Genomic DNA, 19,873 nt, shown 5'->3' with positions numbered 1-19,873 from the left:
CTTTTGATTTTGATCTTAGGCGGCCCCCCAAATCACTGTCGGATTACGGGCATACCGAGCCTAGGCGAGGTACCGAGTGTTGGGGCAAGAGCCCTTTGGTTACTTTGGGCTGGGCCGGCATTCCGGCTCTTTTCCAAAGTGACCCGCCGTAAGGGCGGAACCAATACCAGCCGTTACCCAAATAACGGATATGCACCCGGTCTCACCCATATCCCAGGCATAAAAAAACGCCGCGTACCTCACGATACGCGGCGCCTCTTCACATCAACACCTTAGGCTTGAATCACCGGAATGTTGGCGCTAGCTGCGATCTTGCGGAACTCAGCAATCTGGTCGAAGTTCAGGTAGCGATAAACGTCACTGGCCATGGTGTCCAGTTTCGCCGCGTAGCCCATGTACTCTTCGACGGTCGGCAGGCGACCCAGGGTAGAAGCCACTGCCGCCAGCTCGGCCGAAGCCAGGTAGACGTTTGCGCCGTCACCCAGGCGGTTCGGGAAGTTACGGGTCGACGTCGACACAACGGTCGAGTTCGGCTCTACACGTGCCTGGTTACCCATGCACAGCGAGCAGCCCGGCATTTCCATGCGCGCGCCAGCCTTGCCGTAGATGCCGTAGTAGCCTTCTTCGGTCAGTTGGTGAGCGTCCATCTTGGTCGGCGGCGACAGCCACAGACGAGTTGGCAGCTGGCCCTTGACCTGCTCCAGCAGCTTACCGGCCGCGCGGAAGTGACCGATGTTGGTCATGCACGAACCGATGAACACTTCGTCGATCTTCTCGCCGGCAACGCTCGACAGCAGACGGGCATCGTCCGGATCGTTCGGTGCGCAGAGGATCGGCTCGTTGATCTCGGCCAGGTCGATCTCGATGATTTCAGCGTATTCCGCGTCGGCATCGGCTTCCATCAGCTCAGGGTTCTTGACCCAGGCTTCCATCGCTTGGGCGCGACGTTCCAGGGTGCGTGGGTCGCCGTAACCTTCACCGATCATCCAGCGCAGCAGGGTGATGTTGGAGTTCAGGTACTCAGTGATCGACTCTTTCGACAGCTTGATGGTGCAACCGGCAGCCGAACGTTCAGCCGAGGCGTCGGACAGCTCGAAAGCCTGTTCCAGCGTCAGGTCGTTCAGGCCTTCGATTTCCAGGATGCGGCCGGAGAAGGCGTTCTTCTTGCCTTTCTTCTCTACAGTCAGCAGACCCGATTGGATCGCGTAGTAAGGAATGGCATGAACCAGGTCACGCAGGGTGATGCCAGGTTTCATTTTGCCTTTGAAGCGCACCAGGATCGATTCCGGCATGTCCAGTGGCATAACGCCAGTGGCTGCGGCGAACGCGACCAGACCGGAACCGGCCGGGAACGAGATGCCCATCGGGAAACGGGTGTGGGAGTCACCACCGGTGCCGACGGTGTCCGGCAGCAGCATGCGGTTCAGCCAGCTGTGGATGATGCCGTCGCCTGGACGCAGCGAAACACCGCCGCGAGTCATGATGAAGTCAGGCAGGGTGTGGTGGGTGGTCACGTCGATCGGCTTTGGATAGGCCGCGGTGTGGCAGAACGACTGCATGACCAGATCGGTCGAGAAGCCCAGGCACGCCAAGTCTTTCAGTTCATCACGGGTCATCGGACCGGTGGTGTCCTGGGAACCGACGGTGGTCATCTTCGGTTCGCAGTAGGTGCCAGGACGAACGCCTTTGCCTTCTGGCAGACCGCAGGCCTTGCCGACCATTTTCTGTGCCAGGGTGAAGCCTTTGCCGGTGTCGACAGGCGCTTCGGGCAGCTTGAACAGGTCGGTTGGGCCCAGGCCCAGTTCGGCACGCGCCTTGTCGGTCAGGCCACGGCCGATGATCAGCGGGATACGGCCGCCGGCGCGGACTTCGTCCAACAGCACCGGGGTCTTCATTTCGAAGGTGGTGATGACTTCGTCGGTGCCGTGTTTGCAGACCTTGCCAGCATGCGGGTACAGGTCGATCACGTCGCCCATGTTCATGTTGGTAACGTCAAACTCGATTGGCAGTGCGCCCGCATCTTCCATGGTGTTGTAGAAGATCGGAGCAATCTTGCTGCCGAAGCAGAAGCCACCGGCGCGCTTGTTCGGCACGTACGGAACGTCGTCGCCGAAGAACCACAGCACAGAGTTGGTCGCGGATTTACGCGAGGAGCCAGTACCGACCACGTCACCGACGTAGGCGATCGGGAAGCCTTGGCCGCGCATTTCTTCGATCTGCTTCATCGGGCCGGTCTTGCCTTGCTCGTCCGGCACGATGCCTTCACGGGCCATTTTCAGCATGGCCAGGGCGTGCAGCGGGATGTCAGGGCGGGACCAGGCATCTGGAGCAGGGGACAGGTCGTCGGTGTTGGTTTCGCCGGTCACCTTGAAGACGCGCAGGCTGATCTTGTCGGCCAGGGTAGGGCGGTTGCTGAACCACTCGCCGTCAGCCCAGGACTGGATCACGGCTTTGGCGTGCTCGTTGCCGTTACGGGCTTTTTCAGCCACGTCGTGGAATGCATCGAACATCAGCAGGGTGTGCTTGAGCTGGGCGGCGGCGACCGGTGCCAGTGTGGCGTCGTCCAGCAGCTCGACCAGGGTCACGATGTTGTAGCCGCCTTGCATGGTGCCAAGCAGTTCAACGGCGCGTTGCTTGCTGATCAGGGGGGAAGTGGCTTCGCCCTTGGCCAGGGCAGAAAGGAAACCGGCCTTGACGTAGGCAGCTTCGTCAACGCCTGGTGGAATGCGGTTGGTGATCAGGTCAACGAGGAATTCTTCTTCGCCAGCCGGAGGATTTTTCAGCAGCTCGACCAGGCCTGCGGTTTGTTCGGCGTTAAGCGGCTGGGGAACAATACCCAGGGCTGCACGCTCTTCGATATGTTTGCGGTAGGCTTCAAGCACAGTTATTACCCTCATCAGTGGTCCCACGGGACGCTCATCCAGAAATGAACGGCACGCATGCGCTCGGGGGCTTTTTGGGCCGCAAAGCCAGCGCTGCCGGCATTCCTCACAGAAGCTGCTTTCAAAGTTTTACGCCTGCAGAACGGAGCTGATGAGGGTTGGCGAGGGCTCTGACCTACCGAGTCAGGACCCGCGCCAACACCGTTCTGAAGGAACGACTGTGCTCGTGACGCTTTGAAAACAGCTTCCAGCGGATTATTGGCGCCTTACAAGGCCGGATGATTCTACGGCAAAAAAATTCTAAAGGTAAGTTGCCTAACCAAGTTTGCAGGGTGATGAAGGTTAGACAAAGGGCTAACATGGCGCATTGTTTCGCTGATTTGCGTGTCGCTGCCCATGTCCAACCAAACCATCAAGACCCCCTGCGTCGGCCTGTGTTCCACGGTCTACGGCGATCTCGTGTGCCGTGGCTGCAAGCGCTTTCACCACGAAGTGATCCAGTGGAACGGCTACGGCGAAGAGGAAAAGCGTGCGGTCTGGCTGCGGCTGGAGCAGCTGTTGGTTCAAGTGATGGCCGGCAAATTGGAGGTCTTTGACCCCAAGACCCTGCGCGGCCAACTGGAACAGCGCAAGATCCGCTTCGTGCCGCACCAGTCCGAATATTGCTGGGCGTACCAATTGATCGCTCGCGGAGCACGGGTGATCAATAACCTGGAGGCCTACGGCATGGTGCTGTTGCCCGAGTTTCGCGACTGGCCCTTGCCGGACCTGCGCGATGCCATTGATCGGGAGTTCTTTATCCTTTCCGAAGCCCACTACCAGCGCTATATCGCGCCGGGGTTTCTCAAGGATGCGTTTGGCGCCTAGCTGTCATGCGTTGGTGGCCTGTTCCACCAGGCGGTCCATCACTTCTTCGGGCTTGAGCACCAACACGTCGCTTTCCAGCGTATCCAGCACAACCTCTGCGGTGTTGCCAATCAATGCGCCGGAAATGCCCGTACGCCCCACGGTACCGATGATAGTCACCGCCGCCTGCAGCTTGTGGGCGAGATGCGGTATCAACACGTCCGCCGGCCCTTCCTCGATATGCAGGTGTTTGTCATCCACATCGAACTCCGCCTGAAACGCCCTGCATTGCTCGCGATAACGTGCCTCGATGGTCTCCCTGAGCTGAAACGTCGGGTCCGCCGCCGACAGCATCGGCGAGGGATGGGCGCTGATTACATGCAATTGCGCCTTGGCCAGGTGGGCGATATCAAAGCCATGGTCGATGATCGAATTATGCAGTGAGCGATGTTCACCATCGGTATTGCCGACATCGATCGCCGCCAGGATCACGCCGTCGGTCCACGGCGTAGCGGTCTTGACCAGCAACACCGCCGTCGGGCAATAACGCAGCAACTTCCAATCCGCAGGCGTCAGCAGTGCCTTTTTCAATGGGCTGTCCGGGAAGTGCTGCTTGATCACCAGCCCACAGCCTTCGGCCTGCTGCACGTCGATAATGGTTTCATGCAAGTTGGCATTCCACGCCTGCTCGGTGCTGACGCTGTAGCCGTCTTCCTGCAAGCCCGACTTGAGCAGGCTCAGCAGCGCCGAGTGCTCATGCTTTTTGTCGCAGACCAGCAAATGCAGGTGCGCGCCGGTGACCCCGGCAATCAACTTGGCACGCTTGAGGGCCAGGCTTTCCGAATGCTCGGGCTCGATGACCACCAGGATGCTGCGGATGGCTTGCATGGTCGGGATCTCCATAAAAAAGGGCGGGGGCCTGGAACAACTATAGTTGCTGGCGCGCGCACGTCATGTTGATGCACATCAAGGCCGGTGGCTGGTGGTCTGCGGCGGGGTCGGTATAATCGCCGGCCTTTTGTGATCCTTTTGCCCGTGAGCCCGATGAACCTGCCAGAAATCCACGAATTCCTCGGTTGCCGCACCCCTGACGCCTGGGTCCAGGCCGCGCTGGCCGATCAGGACACCCTGCTGATCGACCACAAGAACTGCGAATTCAAAGCGGCCAGCACCGCCCTGAGCCTGATCGCCAAGTACTACAGTCATGTGGACCTGATCAACATGATGTCGCGCCTGGCCCGCGAAGAACTGGTGCACCATGAACAGGTCATGCGCCTGATGAAAAAGCGCAAAGTCGAGTTGCGCCAATTGAATGCCGGTCGTTACGCCTCGGGTTTGCGCAAAGTGGTGCGCACCCATGAGCCGGTCAAACTGGTGGATACCCTGGTAGTGGGCGCGTTTATCGAAGCGCGCAGTTGTGAGCGTTTCGAAGCACTCGTGCCACATTTGGACGAAGAACTCGGCAAGTTTTACTTCGGTTTGCTGAAAAGCGAAGCGCGGCACTTCCAGGGTTACCTGAAGCTGGCGTACCAATACGGCGACGCCAAGGACGTCGCCCAGGTGATCGAGCGGGTGAGGGCGGCCGAGCAGGAACTGATCGAATCACCCGACATCGAGTTCCGCTTTCACAGTGGCGTGCCAGCCTGAGGCCACGGCCACGCCGATCAGCGCGGTGATTCCGGCGAGCAGCAGGATCACCGCCTGCGTGCCCAGAGGCGCCGCCAACACTGCAATCGCCAGTCCCGCCAAGGGTTGCGGCAGGTTGTTGAGCAGGGTGATCACGCCCACGGTCTTGCCGAAGTCCTGCACGGGAATCACCCGCTGACGGGTGCTGCGCAGGTAGACGTTGAACATCTTGTCGAAACCGGTGACCAGCAGGAAGCCCACGGCGTAGAGCCACACGTCAGGGCTGACTGCCATGATCACCGCTCCGACTGCAATCATTGAATACGACAACCCGCCCAGCACCTTCAGCGGCAGCCCGGCCCGCGCCAAATAAAACAGAATCCCGATGGTCACCAAGGCGCCGGCTGCCTGCAGCAGGGCATAGGTGTCCTTATCCTGCGCAAATTGGCCGGTCACCATCGCCGCAGACGTGGCCAGCGTGACGCCGATGATCAGGTTCACACCCACGGCCAGCGTGATGACTCGCTTCAATTCCGGCAGTCGGCGGATATGCCCGAAGGCAATCTTCAGTGGCCGCAGCCAGATATCCCGATGCTGCTCGAAAGTTTCCAGGCGTGTGGTGCTGGAGCGTTGCCACGCCCGCATCGCCAGGTCAGCCAATAAGAACAGCCCGCCCACCCCGAGTACGACCCAGTGCCAGGCCCATACTTCCAGCATCAGCGCCGCTACCAATGGCCCGAGCACCAGCCCGCTCTGGTCGGCAATCTGCGAATAGGAAAGTGTCTTGGCATAGCTGTAGTGGGGGAAGACATGAGGCATCAGCACTTCTCGCGCCATGATGCCCTGGGTGGTCAGCACACCGCAGAGCGCCGAGAGCAGGACGATCCAGAGGATACCTTCGAATACCCCGTACAACATCACGGCCACCCCGCAAGCCAGCGCCCGGCAAACCTGGCTGATATGCAGGATGCGCACCGGTGCGAACTTGTCGCACAATGCGCCACACACCGGGAACGCGAGATAACGCGGCAGCGACTCGACGAAAAAGGCCAGTCCGGCCCAGGCCACGCTCTGGGTAGTCTGGAACACGATCAAGGGCACGATAAACAGCAGAATCTGGTCCGCCAGTCGCGACAAGAACAACGAAACAAAGAACGCCAAGTAATCCTTGCGCATACAACTCCCTGTGGATGGCGTTAAAGATTGCAGGTTATTTGTTAAAAACTCTTAAAAGCATGAAGCTTCGTCGGCCAATGCTGGCCCGCTGCTTTAGTTGCCCAGCTTGCCACCTATAATGCCCGCTCTTCAATCTGTGTCTGCATACTGAGAACTTATGGAAAACCTGGGGCTGGGCAAGGTCTTGCTCGTTGAGGACGACGAAAAACTGGCAGGGCTGATCGCGCACTTTCTCGCGCAGCATGGCTTTGAGGTGCGCGTGGAGCATCGGGGCGACGAGGCCCTGGCCGCGTTCCTGGAGTTCAAGCCGAAGATCGTCGTACTCGACCTGATGCTCCCCGGCCAGAGCGGCCTGCATGTGTGTCGCGGGATCCGCACCGTGTCCGACACGCCGATCGTGATCCTCACGGCCAAGGAAGATGACCTGGACCACATCCTTGGGCTGGAGTCCGGTGCCGACGATTACGTGATTAAGCCGATCAAGCCCCCTGTGCTGCTGGCGCGCCTGCGTGCGCTGCAACGACGCCAGGCGCCGGAGCCGACCGTACGAGGCTCGCTGGCCTTCGGACGGCTGGCCATCGATCGCAGTTGCCGGGTGGTCAGCCTGGGCGATGACAAGATCGACCTGACCACCATGGAGTTCGAGCTGTTGTGGTTGTTGGCCAGCAACTCGGGGACGATCCTGTCCCGCGATGACATCCTCAACCGTATGCGTGGCATTGCGTTCGACGGTCTCAACCGCAGTGTCGATGTGTACATCAGCAAACTGCGTGGCAAGCTTAACGACAATCCGCGCGAACCGGTGTGCATCAAGACCATCTGGGGCAAGGGCTACCTGTTCAACCCGTTCGCGTGGGAGGCTTAGATGCTGCGGCTCTATATCCGCCTGTACATCATCCTGGCGCTGGGCCTGGCGGGGGCGATCTGGCTGGTCAACTACACCTTCGACGAGCTGCTGCCCGAAGCCAATGAAACCTATAACCGCGAAGCCTTGCGCGGGCCGGCCTATGGTTTGGTCGAGCAGTTGCGGCCCTTGCGGGGTGACGCCCGTCAGGCACGCCTGGCCGAGCTGCAACCCCATTACGGCCTGCACCTCAAGCTGGTGCAGCGCGATGAACTGGCGCTGGATCAGCGTGAGCAACAGTTGCTGGCGGCCGGGCAGTTGGTGGTGCGGGGCGACTTCATGGAGTTCATCGCCAATATCGACGGCGGCCCGCAATTGCTCAATATCAAGCTGCCCGACGAGCCGAAATGGCTGTACTTGTGGGCCTACAGCCTGCTGGGGCTGAGCCTGGCGATCGTGCTGTATTTCTGGGTGCGCCCGCATTGGCGCGACCTGGAGCATATACGCCTGGCGGCCCAGCGTTTCGGCGATAACGATCTCAGTTCGCGCATCCTGCTGCCACGCCGTTCCACCGTGCGCGAGCTGGCCGGGCACTTCAACCAGATGGCTGAGCGTATCGAAAGCCTGATCGCCAACCAGCGTGAACTCACCAACGCCGTGTCCCACGAACTGCGCACGCCAATTGCGCGGCTGTCGTTCGAACTCGACCAGCTCAAACAACAGACCGATCCACGCCAGCGCGGCGAATTGATCACCGACATGTATGCCGACCTTGGCGAGTTGGAAGAAATGGTCTCCGAACTGCTCACCTACGCCAGCCTGGAACGTGGTGCCACCCAAGTCACCCGCGAAAAAATCGAGGCCCACAGCTGGCTCGACAGCGTGATCGGCAGCGTGGCGCTGGAGGCTGAAGCGGCGGGTATCCAGCTGTCGTTGCGCACGTGCGAGGTGGACTTTATTCAGATCGAGCCGCGCTTTATGGCGCGCGCGGTAATCAACCTGTTGCGCAACGCCATCCGTTACGCCGAACGCCGTGTGGAAGTGTCTCTGGTCAAGTTCGGCAGCGGCTACGAAGTGCGGGTGTGTGACGACGGCCCCGGGGTACCGGAAGAAGGCCGCTCGAAGATCTTCCAGCCCTTCATGCGCCTGGACGCCAGCCGCGACCGCCGCACTGGCGGCTTCGGCCTTGGCCTCGCGTTGGTGCAGCGGGTGTCGCAATGGCACGGTGGCCAGGTGCAGGTGCTGGACTCGGAATGGGGCGGCGCCTCATTCCGAATGACGTGGGCGTATGCCGAATAAGGGGGCAGCCGGGATTATTGTGGTGAGCCGGCCTGTTGTGGTGAGCGGGCTTGCCCCGCGCTGGGTGGCGCAGCCACCCCAATAAAACCACCGCATTTTTTCAGACAAAATGCGGGGTCTGGTTTTGGCGCTGCTCCGCAGCCCCGCGCGGGCAAGCCCGCTCACCACAGTTAACGACCTGTTAGAAGCTGTATTCCAGCACCCCCATCACCGACGTCTGCAACCGCCGCTCCACAATCGGGCTCTTGCCCGCTTCATCCGCCAGGTACTGCACATCCAGCAAGGTCGAGAACTGGGTGTGCTCGCTGATCGGCAGGCTCCACACCAGGTTCATGCCATTACTGATATTGCCCGCACCGGCTTTATAGGCTTTGAAGCGGCTGCGGGCGGCTTGGCCGGTGGTCAGGCCGTACCAGGTCTGCAAGTAGTCACGGTCACCGAAATGGCTGCTGAGGCTGGCGTCGACGGAGCCGAAACGACCTTCATACAGGTTGGTGCCCAGACTCAATTCCAAGTGGGTGAACGCCTTGCCGCTGTCCTTGTGATCATCTTCCTTGAGGGCATGTTCCAGCGTGGCACCTATAATCACGCCGCCCAGGTTGTAGCTGGCACTCACACCCAGCTGCGGGCGTGACTTGATCTCGCCCATACCCTTGAGGCGCTTGGAGCCGAGGTGCATGGACTCGCTTTTGTCCTTGCGCGAAGCGCTGGCACCGACGTAGGCACTGAAGCTCAAGGCATTGCCTTCGTAGCCCCAGCCGAGGCCCTTGTCGGTGTCGAGGAAAATCCCCCAAGGGCTGACGATGGCACCGCCGAACACTGGGGCGGTCATGCGTTCATCGCTGCCGCTGTAGCGCGGAAGATTGGCCACACCGGCCTTGAGGCTGTAGGTCCAGTCCTCGGCCAGTGCGCTGTTGGCGCCCGCGAGTAAACACAGTGAGGTAATGGACAGACAGAGGTTTTTCGGGCTCATCAGGGTTTTCATGTCGGTTAGAAACTCAAGGGTGGATGGGTACGTTTGAAGGAGTAGCCCGACGCGCTCAGGCCGTTGATCTGGCGGCTCACGGTGTCACCCAGGCCATAGCCGTTGCCGGCCAGTACGGCGTGGGCGTTGTCCACGGGCAGCAGGATGTAGTCGGTCAGCGGTTCGTCGTGCAGTTGGCCGCGAATCACCAGGAAGCCTTCTTCGAGGCGCACGCTGATGCCGCTCAATGGCGCGTCGGGTTCGTGGGTGTTGAGTACTTGGTAGGTGCCGACGGTGTCGGCCCAGGCCAAAGGCAGCGGCGGCGGGTCGATGCGTTCGCCAATGGCGATGCGCTGGCCGTGGCTGCGCGCGGTGAGCATCTGCCGGCCTTGCACGGTGATGACGTCGAGTTGGACCTGGCCTAGCTCACCGAGATCCTTGAGCCAGAAACCGAAGACTTTCTTCTGGGCGCGCAGCCAGCCGTGATCGTCGCGCAATAGTTCGAAGTTGAAACCGGCCAGTTCGCCAAGCAGCCGCTGGTCATCATCTTTGATCCGGAACACGCCCCAGGCGGTGGCGTAGAACCCGGCCAGGCGCTTGCGGTCGATGGCGGCCGGCACCTGGCGCAGCTTGAGTCCGTGGCGGGGTGCCTGGCAGTCTTCGCTGCAGACCTGCTCGCCGGTTTGCGCCTGGAGCATCAGGCGCAGGGTGTCGGTTGCCAGTGTGGCGACCAGATCTTCGGCATTGCTGTCGTTGGCCATGATGATCACGGCCAGTTGATGGTCCGGCAGCAGGGTCAGCTGTGCGGCGAAATCATCGCCACCACCACTGTGCTGGTAGGTGCGCACCCCTGGGCCGATCGGCTCGTCACCGCAGGGCGCCAGAAACCACGCCAGGCCGATCTGGCAATCGAAGTCCAGGGCGTTGCCGGTATTTTGCTGGGTGAACATTTCATCGATGGAGCGGCTGGTCATTACCCGGTTGCCCTTGTAGAGGCCTTTGGCAAACAGCATCTGCACGTAATGGCTGAGGTCCCTGGAGCTGGCCCACAAACCGCCGGCGGCGATGTCGCGCAGTTGCGCATCGGTGCTGGCGACGCCTTCCTGATAGCCCTGGGCGCGATAGCCGATTTGCGCAGCCGTCCCGACAAAGCTCGCGTGGTCCATCTCCAGCGGTTTGAGCAGGCTGTGTTGCAGCTGGGCTTCAAACTCCTTGCCGCTGCTGCGCTCGATGGCAGCGCCCACCAGCGCATAACCCAGGTTGGAATAGGCCACTTGCGTGCCGGGCGGTGTGCTCAACCAGACGCCGGACAGGCGCATTGGCATCTGCCCCATGGCGTAGTTGTTGCGCAGGTCACGCAGGTGTTCACTGGGCAAGCCGGACTGATGGCTGAGCAGGCGACGCAAGGTGATGTCGCGGTCGGCGGCCTGCTGGTCGGTATGGAAGCGCGAGCGCACATAGAACTCGCGCAGGGTCTGCTGGATCGGTGCATCCAGCGCCAGTCGCTGTTGTTCAACCAGTTGCAGGGCCGCGCTGGCGGTGAGCAGTTTGGAGATCGCACCGGCCCGGAAGGCGGTGTTCGGCGTCACTGGCAAGCCCTTGGTTTTGTCGGCCATGCCGAACCCGCGAGTCCAGATCAACTCCTGGCCGTTGACCAGTGCAATCGACAAGCCGGGCACATTGGCCTGGGCCATGTCGCGGGGAATCCGGGTTTGCAGGTAGCGGATGATCGCGCTGTAGTCGCCCTTGGGAATCGGCGGCGGGGCAGGTGACTGCCCCTGGCAGCCAATGCTGCCCAACAGGCAACCGAGCAACGGAAGACCGCGCAATGTGCGAAGCATGACGAGCACCCGACAGGTGGTTTGGATGCTCGAATGCTAGGGCTGCGGCGCCCGAGGGTCTTTGACAGCTTTGTCGAGAAACTGTCAAAGACTGTTAACGGGCCACGCCGTGACGCTCATGCCATTGAGCGATCGACTCTTCGGGGTACTCATCGAACTGCAGGTCGCCCTTGCGTAGCGTGACCTCTACCCAGGGCGCCTTGGACCCCAGCATCAAGTGCGTATGCTCCGGTGGCACCGGCAATGGCGTATCGACGGCCGAGGCAAACGGATGGATCAGCTCCGGCCATTCCGGGCTGAACAACCACAACGCGCTGCCGCATTGCGAGCAGAAATGCCGCTCGGCCGTACTCGCATGGGCGCGGCTGGCGCCTTCGGGCTTGAGCTTGGCGTGGTAGACCGAAATGAATTTGCGCCCGCGCACCTTCAGGCTCTGGGTGTCGCCGGCCAGGTTGATCGCATAGCCGCCACCGCCCTGGGTCTTGCGGCAGATCGAGCAATAGCAACGCTGATAAGGGTAGGGATGGGCACTGGCAAGGCTGAACGTGACGGCGCCGCAATGGCAGGATCCTTCAAGCTGCATGGGCTGACTCCTTTGGCAAGGTGACTGTTCAGCTTAGGCGCTTTGCGGCATCAACGTGGCAATCAGCGCACGAATGGTGCCGGGCAACGCTTCCAGCTCCCGCACCAGGATGCTGCGCTCGCGGATCGCCCAGGGCTCATCCAGTTTTACGGCGACCAATTGCATGGTGCGGCTGTGTCGCACGGCGGCCGACTCCGGAATGATGCCGATCCCCACACCGGCCTCGACCATCCGGCAGATCGCCTCGAAACTCGACACCTGGATACGCAGCGAGAGATGTTTGCCCAGCCGCTCGACGTGTTCGCGCAGGAAGCTCAACAAGGTACTGCCTTCGTGCAGGCCGATATGCTGGTAGGCGAGGGTCTGTTCCAGTGTGACTGAGGGTTGGTCCGCCAGTGGATGGCCGACCGGCACCATCAGCACCAACTCATCGGTGCTGAAATGCAGCACCTGCAAACCTGCCGCTTCCACGGGGCCGGCGATGATGCCCATGTCGCTGGTGCCATCGAGCACGCCGCGCACGATGTCGCGGGACAGGCGTTCCTGCAGGTCGACGGTCACGCCGGGGCGCTGTGACAGAAAACCTGCCAGCACTTCGGGTAGGAATTCGGTGACGGCCGTGGTGTTGGCAAAGATGCGGATATGCCCGGCGGAATCCACGCCGTATTGGGTGAATTCGCTCTTGAGGTAGTCCACCTGGCGCATGATCAGCCGCGCATGGTGCAGCAAGCGTTCGCCCGCCGGGGTGATCTCCACGCCACGGCTGTCGCGGTAGAGCAGGCGGGTGTCGAGTTGGCCTTCCAGGGCTTTGATCCTTGCGCTGGCGGCAGCCGGCGAGAGGAACGCACGCTTGGCGCCCTGGGTCAGGCTGGGGGATTCGGCGATATGGATAAACAGGCGCAGGTCGGCCAGATCGAAGTGCATGCAAGGCTCCCGGTACAGGATGGCGGCGTTCAGCATAACCGAACGCCGGTTTATTGAAATGCAAATTCTCAGAACGGCGATAGGCTTGCATGATCCGGGGCAGACACTCACTGCCCGAGGACCTGCACCCGATGAGCGCCACCGATTGGATCGGCCGAAGCGAAACCGCCCACGACCACCTTAGCCATAACCTGCTCAAGCGTATCGCCGCTACGTTCGGTGAAGAAGTGCCCGAAGACGGCGCGGACATCCCGCCGTTGTGGCAGTGGTGTTTCTTCCAGGACCCGTTGCCGGAAACTGCGTTGGGCAGCGACGGTCACCCGGCCCGTGGCGGGTTCTTGCCGCCGGCCGACAACCGCAATCGCATGTGGGCCGGTGGGCGCATCGAGTTCCTGCAGGCACTGCGGGCCGGTGAGGCGGCGACGCGCGTGTCGACCATTACCCAGGTCGAAGAAAAAACCGGTCGCACCGGTTCGCTGCTGTTTGTCACCGTGCGCCACGACTATTCCCAGGACGGCCGCCTGGCGATCCGCGAGGAACAGGACATCGTCTACCGCGAACCCACGCCGCCCAAATCCGGCAGCGGTGACGCGCTGGAGCAGGGCGAATGGTCTGAAACCGTCGATCCCACGCCCACCCTGCTGTTTCGCTACAGCGCAGTGACCTTCAACGGTCACCGCATTCACTACGACTACCCCTATGTCACCGGCACCGAAGGTTACTCAGGCCTGGTGGTGCATGGGCCGCTCATCGCCACCCTGAGCCTGCGCGCATTCTGCCGCGCCAACCCTGGCGCAACCTTACGCCGTTTTGCCTATCGCGGCGTGCGCCCGTTGATTGCGCCGCAGCCGTTTGAAGTGGGCGGCCGCGTGACCGAAGCCGGCGTGGCAGAGCTGTGGGCCAGCAACGCCGATGGCCTGGCGCAGCAAGCCAGCGTGCATTTCGAATAATCCAAGAACAACAGGCGGAGAGCCGTTAATGAACCCGAATGACAATGAAGAACTCAATGCCATCCGCGAAGGCGTGCGCGCCTTGTGCGCTGAATTCGATGCCGCTTACTGGCGCAGGATTGACGAGGAAAAGGGTTTCCCCGAAGCCTTCGTCAAGGCGCTGACTGACGCTGGCTGGCTGTCGGCGATGATCCCCGAAGAATACGGCGGCTCCGGACTGGGCCTGGCTGAAGCCTCAGTGATCCTTGAAGAAGTGAACCGCTGCGGCGGCAACTCCGGCACCGTACATGGCCAGATGTACAACATGTTCACCTTGCTGCGGCACGGCAGCGACGCACAGAAACGCTTCTACCTGCCCAAGCTCGCCAGCGGCGAATTGCGCCTGCAATCCATGGGCGTGACCGAGCCCACCACTGGCACCGACACCACCAAGATCAAGACCACGGCGATCAAGCGTGGCGACAAGTATGTGATCAACGGCCAGAAGGTGTGGATCTCGCGGGTCCAGCATTCCGACCTGATGATCCTGCTGGCGCGCACCACGCCCTTGGCCGAGGTGAAGAAAAAGTCCGAGGGCATGTCGATTTTTCTGGTGGATCTGCGCGAAGCCATCGGCACCGGCCTGACCGTGCAGCCCATCGCCAATATGGTCAACCACGAAACCAACGAGCTGTTCTTCGACAACCTGGAGTTGCCGCTGGACAGCCTCATTGGTGAAGAGGGCAAGGGCTTTAAGTACATCCTCGACGGCCTCAACGCCGAGCGCACGTTGATCGCCGCCGAATGCATCGGTGATGGCCGCTGGTTTATCGAAAAGGCCAGCGCCTATGCGCGTGATCGCGTGGTGTTTGGCCGGCCCATCGGGCAGAACCAGGGCGTGCAGTTCCCGATTGCTGAAGCGCATATCGAGATCGAGGCGGCCGACTTGATGCGTTGGCGCGCCTGTGAGGAATACGACAGCGGCACCAATGCCGGGGCCAGTGCCAACATGGCCAAGTACCTCGCGGCCAAGGCGTCCTGGGAGGCGGCCAACGCCTGCCTGCAAACCCACGGCGGTTTCGGGTTTGCCTGCGAATACGACGTGGAGCGCAAATTCCGCGAGACGCGCCTGTACCAGGTGGCGCCGATCTCCACCAACTTGATCCTGTCCTACGTGGCCGAGCATTTGCTCGAACTGCCACGCAGCTTCTGAGGGCCTGACCATGAGCCATACCCAAGCTTTGTGTCGGTTCCTGGCCGAACTGGATTACGCGCAACTGCCGGAAGACGTCCTCGCGCGCACCGAAGATTTGTACCTGGACTGGTTGGCCTCGGCACTGGCGAGCCAGGGCGCGCACCCAATTGCGTTGTTCGAGCGTTACGCGCAGAAAATGGGCCCGAGCAGCGGCCCGGCGCAGGTGATCGTCAATGGCGGCAGCACCAGCGCGTATTTCGCCGCGCTGGTCAACGCGGCTTCATCCCATCTGGTAGAGCAGGACGATCTGCACAACAGCTCCGTCCTGCACCCGGCGACCGTGGTGTTTCCGGCCGCGCTGGCGGCCGCCCAGGACCTCGGCAGGTCCGGTCGCGATTTGCTGCTGGCTTCGGTGGCCGGTTATGAAGCGGGTATCCGCATCGGCGAATTCATGGGCCGTTCCCACTACCGCATCTTCCACACCACGGCCACCGTCGGCACGTTGGCGGCGGCGGTAGCCGTAGGCAAGTTGCTGGATTTCAGCGAAGAACAATTCATCAACCTGCTCGGCAGCGCGGGTACCCAGGCGGCCGGCTTGTGGGAGTTCCTGCGTGATGCCGCTGATTCCAAGCAACTGCACACGGCGAAAGCCGCAGCGGACGGCTTGCTCGCCGCTTACCTGACGGCGGATGGGCTGACCGGTGCGCGCAATATTCTTGAAGGCGATCAAGGTCTGGCCGCCGGTATGTCCAGTGATGCCGAGCCGGCCAAATTGTCTGCCGATCTCGGCAGTCGCTGGGCGTTGCTGGAAACCTCGTTCAAGTTCCACGCCTCATGCCGCCATACCCATCCGGCCGCCGATGCGCTGTTGCATTTGATGCAGCGCGAAGGCCTGCAGGCCGAACAGATCGCCCACGTGGAAACCCGGGTGCACCAGGGCGCCATCGATGTATTGGGCCGCGTGAAAGTACCGACCAGCGTGCACCAGGCCAAGTTCTCCATGGGCACCGTGCTGGGCCTGATTGCCGTGCATGGCAAGGCCGGGCTCACCGAGTTCCATAAGCTGGCGTTGACCGATCCAGCGGTCTCGGCGTTTCGCGACAAGGTCAGCATGACCCTCGACGCCGAAGTCGACCGCGCTTACCCGCAGCGCTGGCTCGGTCGCGTTACCGTCACCACGCTGGATGGCCGCACGCTGCACGGCGCCATCGACGAGCCCAAGGGCGATCCGGGTAACACCCTGAGCCGTGCGGAGCTGGCCGATAAATTCCAGCGCCTCAGCCAATTCAGCAACGCCCGCACACCGGCCCAGGCCAATGCCCTGATCGACAAGGTCTGGGACCTGCGCAACGCCGCATCCATGGCCGACTGGCTTTGAGGAACTGTCATGACTAACCCAAGACCGCTGGACGGCATCACCGTTGTCAGCCTGGAACACGCGATTGCCGCGCCGTTCTGCACCCGTCAACTGGCCGACCTGGGCGCTCGCGTGATCAAGGTCGAGCGCCCCGGTGCCGGTGATTTTGCCCGTGGCTACGACGGGCGCGTGCGCGGCCTGGCTTCACACTTCGTGTGGACCAACCGCTCCAAGGAAAGCCTGACCCTGGACCTCAAGCAGGACGAGGCCGGCGATATTCTCGACGCCCTGCTGGCTGACGCCGATGTACTGGTGCAGAACCTGGCGCCCGGCGCCGCCGCGCGCATGGGCCTGTCGTTCGAGGCATTGCATGAGCGCTTCCCGCGCCTGATCGTCTGCGATATTTCTGGCTACGGCGAAGGTGGACCGTATGAAAAGAAAAAGGCCTACGACCTGCTGATCCAGAGCGAAGGTGGCTTTCTGTCGGTGACCGGTGGCCCCGGTGAAGACCAGATGGCCAAGGCCGGTTGCTCCATCGCCGATATCTCGGCGGGCATGTACGCCTACAGCGGCATCCTCTCGGCGCTGCTGCTGCGCGGCAAGACGGGAAAGGGCAGCCGCATCGACGTGAGCATGCTGGAAAGCCTGGTGGAATGGATGGGCTACCCGATGTACTACGCGTTCGACGGTGCACCGCAGCCACCGCGTGCCGGGGCAGCGCATTCGACGATCTATCCCTATGGACCGTTTCCCACCGGCGACGGCGGCACCGTGATGCTCGGCCTACAAAATGAGCGCGAATGGGCGGCGTTCTGCGACAAGGTGTTGCTCACCCCGGCATTGGCGACCGACGAGCGTTTCTCCGCCAACTTCAAGCGCTCGGCCAATCGCGACGTGCTGCGCCAGATCATCGTCGACAGCTTCACGCAGTTGGATGCGGAGGCGGTGATCCTGCGCCTGGAAGACGCGCAGATCGCCAGCGCCCGGGTCAACGATATGCAAGGCGTGTGGGACCACCCGCAACTCAAAGCCCGCGACAGCTGGCGCGAAGTCGATAGCCCGGCGGGGCCGTTGCCGTCGCTGCTGCCACCGGGACGCAATGCCGCGTTTACCCCGCGCATGGACGCCGTGCCCGCGTTGGGGCAGCACAGCCAAGCCATTCTCGACCAGCTCGGTTTCAGCGCCGACGCCATCGAAACCCTGAAAACCCGCGGCGTCATCTGACCCCGCGCCCCGTTGTAGGCGCCGGCTTGCCGGCGATGGCGGCCTTGAGCATGCACTGATTTCAAGGGCCTCATCACTGGCAAGCCAGCTTCTACATCGGGCGTGACAATAAGGAATTGTGTGATGCCAAACCCTCTTGTGCGCTCTGCGTTGTTTGTACCCGGTAGCCGACCGGAGCGATTTTCCAAAGCCTTGGCCAGCGGTGCCGACGCGGTGATCGTGGATTTCGAGGATGCGGTGGAAGAGCCGCTCAAGCGCCAGGCGCGGGATAACCTTGGGGCGTTTTTGACGGCCAATCCCGCCGCCCAGGTGTGGGTGCGGATCAACGCGCCGGAACATGCCGGGCATTTTGAGGATGTGGCGTTCTGCAAGGCGCATCCGAATGTGGCGGGTGTCCTGTTGCCGAAGGTCGAAAGCGCAGCCCAGGTCGCCGTAGTGGCGGCCACCGGCAAACTCATCTGGCCGATCATCGAGAGTGCGCGGGGTTTGCTGGCGGTGGCCGAGATCGCCCATGCACCGCAGGTGGAGCGCCTGTCATTCGGCGGGTTGGACCTGGCGCTGGACTTGAACCTGAGCAGCAATTCTGCGGCCGCCCAGTTCGCCCTGGACCAGGCGCGCCTGGCGCTGATCGTGCATTCCCGTGCCGCCGGTCTGGTCGCACCGCTGGATGGCGTGCACCCGGCCATCGATGACCCTGAAGGCCTGCGCCGCTCGATCCGGCATGCCTATGAGATGGGGTTTGCCGGGGCGCTGTGTATCCACCCCAAGCAGGTGGCCGTGATTCACCAGGCGCTGGCGCCAAGCGCCGAAGACCTGGCCTGGGCCCAGCGCGTGGTGGATGCCGGCGCCCATGGGGCAGGGGCCTATCAGATCGATGGGCAGATGGTGGATGCGCCGGTGTTGCTGCGCGCGCAACGACTGTTGGCGGCTCAGATCTAGCGTTCGTCCAGACCGAACGCAGGTATCAAAAAATCGAAATTCACTACACGCGTGACATCAGGCACCTTGCCCTACAACACAACAATAAGAAGGTGATTTCCCATGCTCAAGCTTTCCCGGGCGCTGCTGTGCGCCGCCACCTTGTTTGCCGCGGGCCTGGCCCAGGCGGCAGAACCGATTGTCATCAAGTTCGCCCACGTGGTCGCCGAAAACACCCCCAAGGGCCAGGGCGCGCTGCTGTTCAAGAAACTCGCCGAAGAACGCCTGCCCGGTAAGGTCAAGGTCGAGGTGTATCCGAACTCGTCGCTGTTCGGCGACGGCAAGGAAATGGAAGCGCTGCTGCTGGGCGATGTACAGATGCTGGCGCCGTCCCTGGCCAAGTTCGAGCAGTACACCAAGCAAGTGCAGATCTACGACCTGCCGTTCCTGTTCAACGACCTGGCCGCCGTCGACCGTTTCCAGGCCGCCCAGGGCAAGGAACTGCTGACCTCCATGCAGGACAAGAACATCCTCGGCCTGGCCTATTGGCACAACGGTCTCAAGCAACTCTCGTCGAACAAGGCGCTGCATGAGCCCAAGGACGCCCGTGGCCTGAAATTCCGTGTGCAGGCTTCAAGCGTGCTGGAAGAGCAGTTCAAGGCGATCCGCGCCAACCCACGCAAGATGAGTTTTGCCGAGGTGTATCAGGGCCTGCAGACCGGCACCGTGAATGGCACCGAGAACACTTGGTCGAACTATGAAAGCCAGAAGGTCAACGAGGTGCAGAAATACTTCACCGAGTCCAACCATGGCCTGATCGACTACATGGTGATCACCAACGCCAAGTTCTGGAACGGCCTGCCACCGGACATCCGCAGCACGCTGGAGCAGATCATGGTCGAGGTTACCGTCGAGGTGAACAAGCAGGCCGAAGCGCTGAACCAGTCAGCCAAGCAGAAGATCGTCGATTCCAAGACCAGCGAAATCATCGAACTGACCCCGGAGCAACGCCAGCTGTGGCGCGAAGCCATGCGCCCGGTGTGGCAGAAGTTCGAGGGTGAGATCGGGGCTGACCTGATCAAGGCCGCCGACGCGTCCAACCAGTGATCGATTGCTGAAACAAACCCGACTCCTGTGGGAGCGGGCTTGCCCGCGATGGCACCGCCTCGGTGTTCCTGAAAGACCGAGTCGCCCGCATCGCAGGCAAGCCAGCTCCCACATTGATCCGGTTTCGTCAGTGACTTGTTGTGAATACCCCCGTCCAG

General features: G+C 61.7%; 17 protein-coding genes. 10 read left to right on the top strand and 7 right to left on the bottom strand.

All coding sequences use genetic code 11. From position 1 onward, the window contains the following. Nucleotides 1-272 precede the first annotated feature (272 nt). On the bottom strand, nucleotides 273-2,882 hold the full coding sequence (gene acnB, locus RB216_RS15470; protein ID WP_028616386.1) for a bifunctional aconitate hydratase 2/2-methylisocitrate dehydratase: 2,610 nt from the start codon (nucleotides 2,880-2,882) through the stop codon (nucleotides 273-275). Nucleotides 2,883-3,278: 396 nt separating this feature from the next. Between acnB and RB216_RS15465 the strand changes: the two genes are divergently transcribed. Beyond that, on the top strand, nucleotides 3,279-3,749 hold the full coding sequence (locus tag RB216_RS15465; RefSeq protein ID WP_016979484.1) for a DUF1289 domain-containing protein: 471 nt from the start codon (nucleotides 3,279-3,281) through the stop codon (nucleotides 3,747-3,749). A gap of 3 nt (nucleotides 3,750-3,752) precedes the next feature. Here the strand turns inward: RB216_RS15465 and uspL are convergent, their stop codons facing one another. After that, entirely contained in the window at nucleotides 3,753-4,616 is an 864-nt protein-coding gene (gene uspL / locus RB216_RS15460; protein ID WP_028616385.1) for a universal stress protein UspL, read from the bottom strand. 156 nt (nucleotides 4,617-4,772) lie between these two features. Here uspL and RB216_RS15455 point away from each other — a divergent pair, with 156 nt between their 5' ends. Continuing rightward, nucleotides 4,773-5,375: a MiaE family protein gene (locus tag RB216_RS15455; protein WP_016979482.1), complete on the top strand. Its 603-nt coding sequence runs from the start codon at nucleotides 4,773-4,775 to the stop codon at nucleotides 5,373-5,375. Here RB216_RS15455 and RB216_RS15450 read toward each other — a convergent pair. After that, nucleotides 5,331-6,530 (bottom strand): MFS transporter, encoded by a 1,200-nt coding sequence (locus tag RB216_RS15450; protein WP_308907510.1) that lies wholly within the window; start codon nucleotides 6,528-6,530, stop codon nucleotides 5,331-5,333. The genes RB216_RS15455 and RB216_RS15450 overlap by 45 nt on opposite strands. 157 nt (nucleotides 6,531-6,687) lie before the next feature. On the opposite strand from RB216_RS15450, the gene RB216_RS15445 reads away from it, so the two are divergent. Together RB216_RS15445 and RB216_RS15440 are read left to right on the top strand one after the other, a co-directional pair. Beyond that, complete coding sequence (locus RB216_RS15445) at nucleotides 6,688-7,395, top strand: winged helix-turn-helix domain-containing protein (RefSeq protein WP_028616383.1); 708 nt, start codon at nucleotides 6,688-6,690, stop codon at nucleotides 7,393-7,395. Continuing rightward, nucleotides 7,396-8,673 (top strand): ATP-binding protein, encoded by a 1,278-nt coding sequence (locus RB216_RS15440; RefSeq protein WP_028616382.1) that lies wholly within the window; start codon nucleotides 7,396-7,398, stop codon nucleotides 8,671-8,673. Nucleotides 8,674-8,854: 181 nt separating this feature from the next. Here the strand turns inward: RB216_RS15440 and RB216_RS15435 are convergent, their stop codons facing one another. From RB216_RS15435 to RB216_RS15420, 4 genes are all read right to left on the bottom strand, one after another. Continuing rightward, a complete protein-coding gene (locus tag RB216_RS15435; RefSeq protein WP_308907509.1) occupies nucleotides 8,855-9,658 on the bottom strand; it encodes a MipA/OmpV family protein in 804 nt (267 codons plus the stop codon). Between the two features lie 5 nt (nucleotides 9,659-9,663). Next, nucleotides 9,664-11,478 carry a serine hydrolase domain-containing protein gene (locus tag RB216_RS15430; protein ID WP_308907508.1) on the bottom strand — a complete coding sequence of 605 codons (1,815 nt, stop codon included), beginning with the start codon at nucleotides 11,476-11,478 and terminating at the stop codon, nucleotides 9,664-9,666. A 94-nt stretch (nucleotides 11,479-11,572) separates the two neighbouring features. Then, a complete protein-coding gene (locus tag RB216_RS15425) occupies nucleotides 11,573-12,061 on the bottom strand; it encodes a GFA family protein (protein WP_028616379.1) in 489 nt (162 codons plus the stop codon). A gap of 33 nt (nucleotides 12,062-12,094) precedes the next feature. Next, nucleotides 12,095-12,985, bottom strand: a complete 891-nt coding sequence (locus RB216_RS15420) for a LysR family transcriptional regulator (protein WP_028616378.1) — start codon at nucleotides 12,983-12,985, stop codon at nucleotides 12,095-12,097. A 131-nt stretch (nucleotides 12,986-13,116) separates the two neighbouring features. Between RB216_RS15420 and RB216_RS15415 the strand changes: the two genes are divergently transcribed. The 6 genes from RB216_RS15415 (at nucleotide 13,117) to RB216_RS15390 (ending at nucleotide 19,715) form a co-directional block, all read left to right on the top strand. Beyond that, the gene (locus RB216_RS15415) at nucleotides 13,117-13,935 is read left to right on the top strand and encodes an HTD2 family dehydratase (RefSeq protein ID WP_068932800.1); all 819 of its coding nucleotides are present in this window, start codon (nucleotides 13,117-13,119) and stop codon (nucleotides 13,933-13,935) included. 28 nt (nucleotides 13,936-13,963) lie between these two features. Further along, nucleotides 13,964-15,127 carry an acyl-CoA dehydrogenase family protein gene (locus RB216_RS15410; RefSeq protein WP_308907507.1) on the top strand — a complete coding sequence of 388 codons (1,164 nt, stop codon included), beginning with the start codon at nucleotides 13,964-13,966 and terminating at the stop codon, nucleotides 15,125-15,127. Nucleotides 15,128-15,137: 10 nt separating this feature from the next. Further along, nucleotides 15,138-16,487, top strand: coding sequence for an MmgE/PrpD family protein (locus RB216_RS15405; protein WP_308907506.1), 1,350 nt, complete (start codon nucleotides 15,138-15,140; stop codon nucleotides 16,485-16,487). A 9-nt stretch (nucleotides 16,488-16,496) separates the two neighbouring features. Continuing rightward, nucleotides 16,497-17,690 carry a CaiB/BaiF CoA transferase family protein gene (locus tag RB216_RS15400; RefSeq protein ID WP_308907505.1) on the top strand — a complete coding sequence of 398 codons (1,194 nt, stop codon included), beginning with the start codon at nucleotides 16,497-16,499 and terminating at the stop codon, nucleotides 17,688-17,690. A gap of 123 nt (nucleotides 17,691-17,813) precedes the next feature. Continuing rightward, on the top strand, nucleotides 17,814-18,629 hold the full coding sequence (locus tag RB216_RS15395) for an HpcH/HpaI aldolase/citrate lyase family protein (protein WP_028616373.1): 816 nt from the start codon (nucleotides 17,814-17,816) through the stop codon (nucleotides 18,627-18,629). Nucleotides 18,630-18,731: 102 nt separating this feature from the next. After that, the gene (locus RB216_RS15390) at nucleotides 18,732-19,715 is read left to right on the top strand and encodes a TRAP transporter substrate-binding protein (RefSeq protein ID WP_068932806.1); all 984 of its coding nucleotides are present in this window, start codon (nucleotides 18,732-18,734) and stop codon (nucleotides 19,713-19,715) included. Nucleotides 19,716-19,873: the final 158 nt, after the last annotated feature.

This window comes from Pseudomonas canadensis (assembly GCF_030980095.1).
In the GTDB taxonomy this organism is placed as follows: Bacteria; Pseudomonadota; Gammaproteobacteria; order Pseudomonadales; family Pseudomonadaceae; genus Aquipseudomonas; species Aquipseudomonas canadensis.
This window is presented reverse-complemented; position numbering and strand designations above follow the sequence as displayed.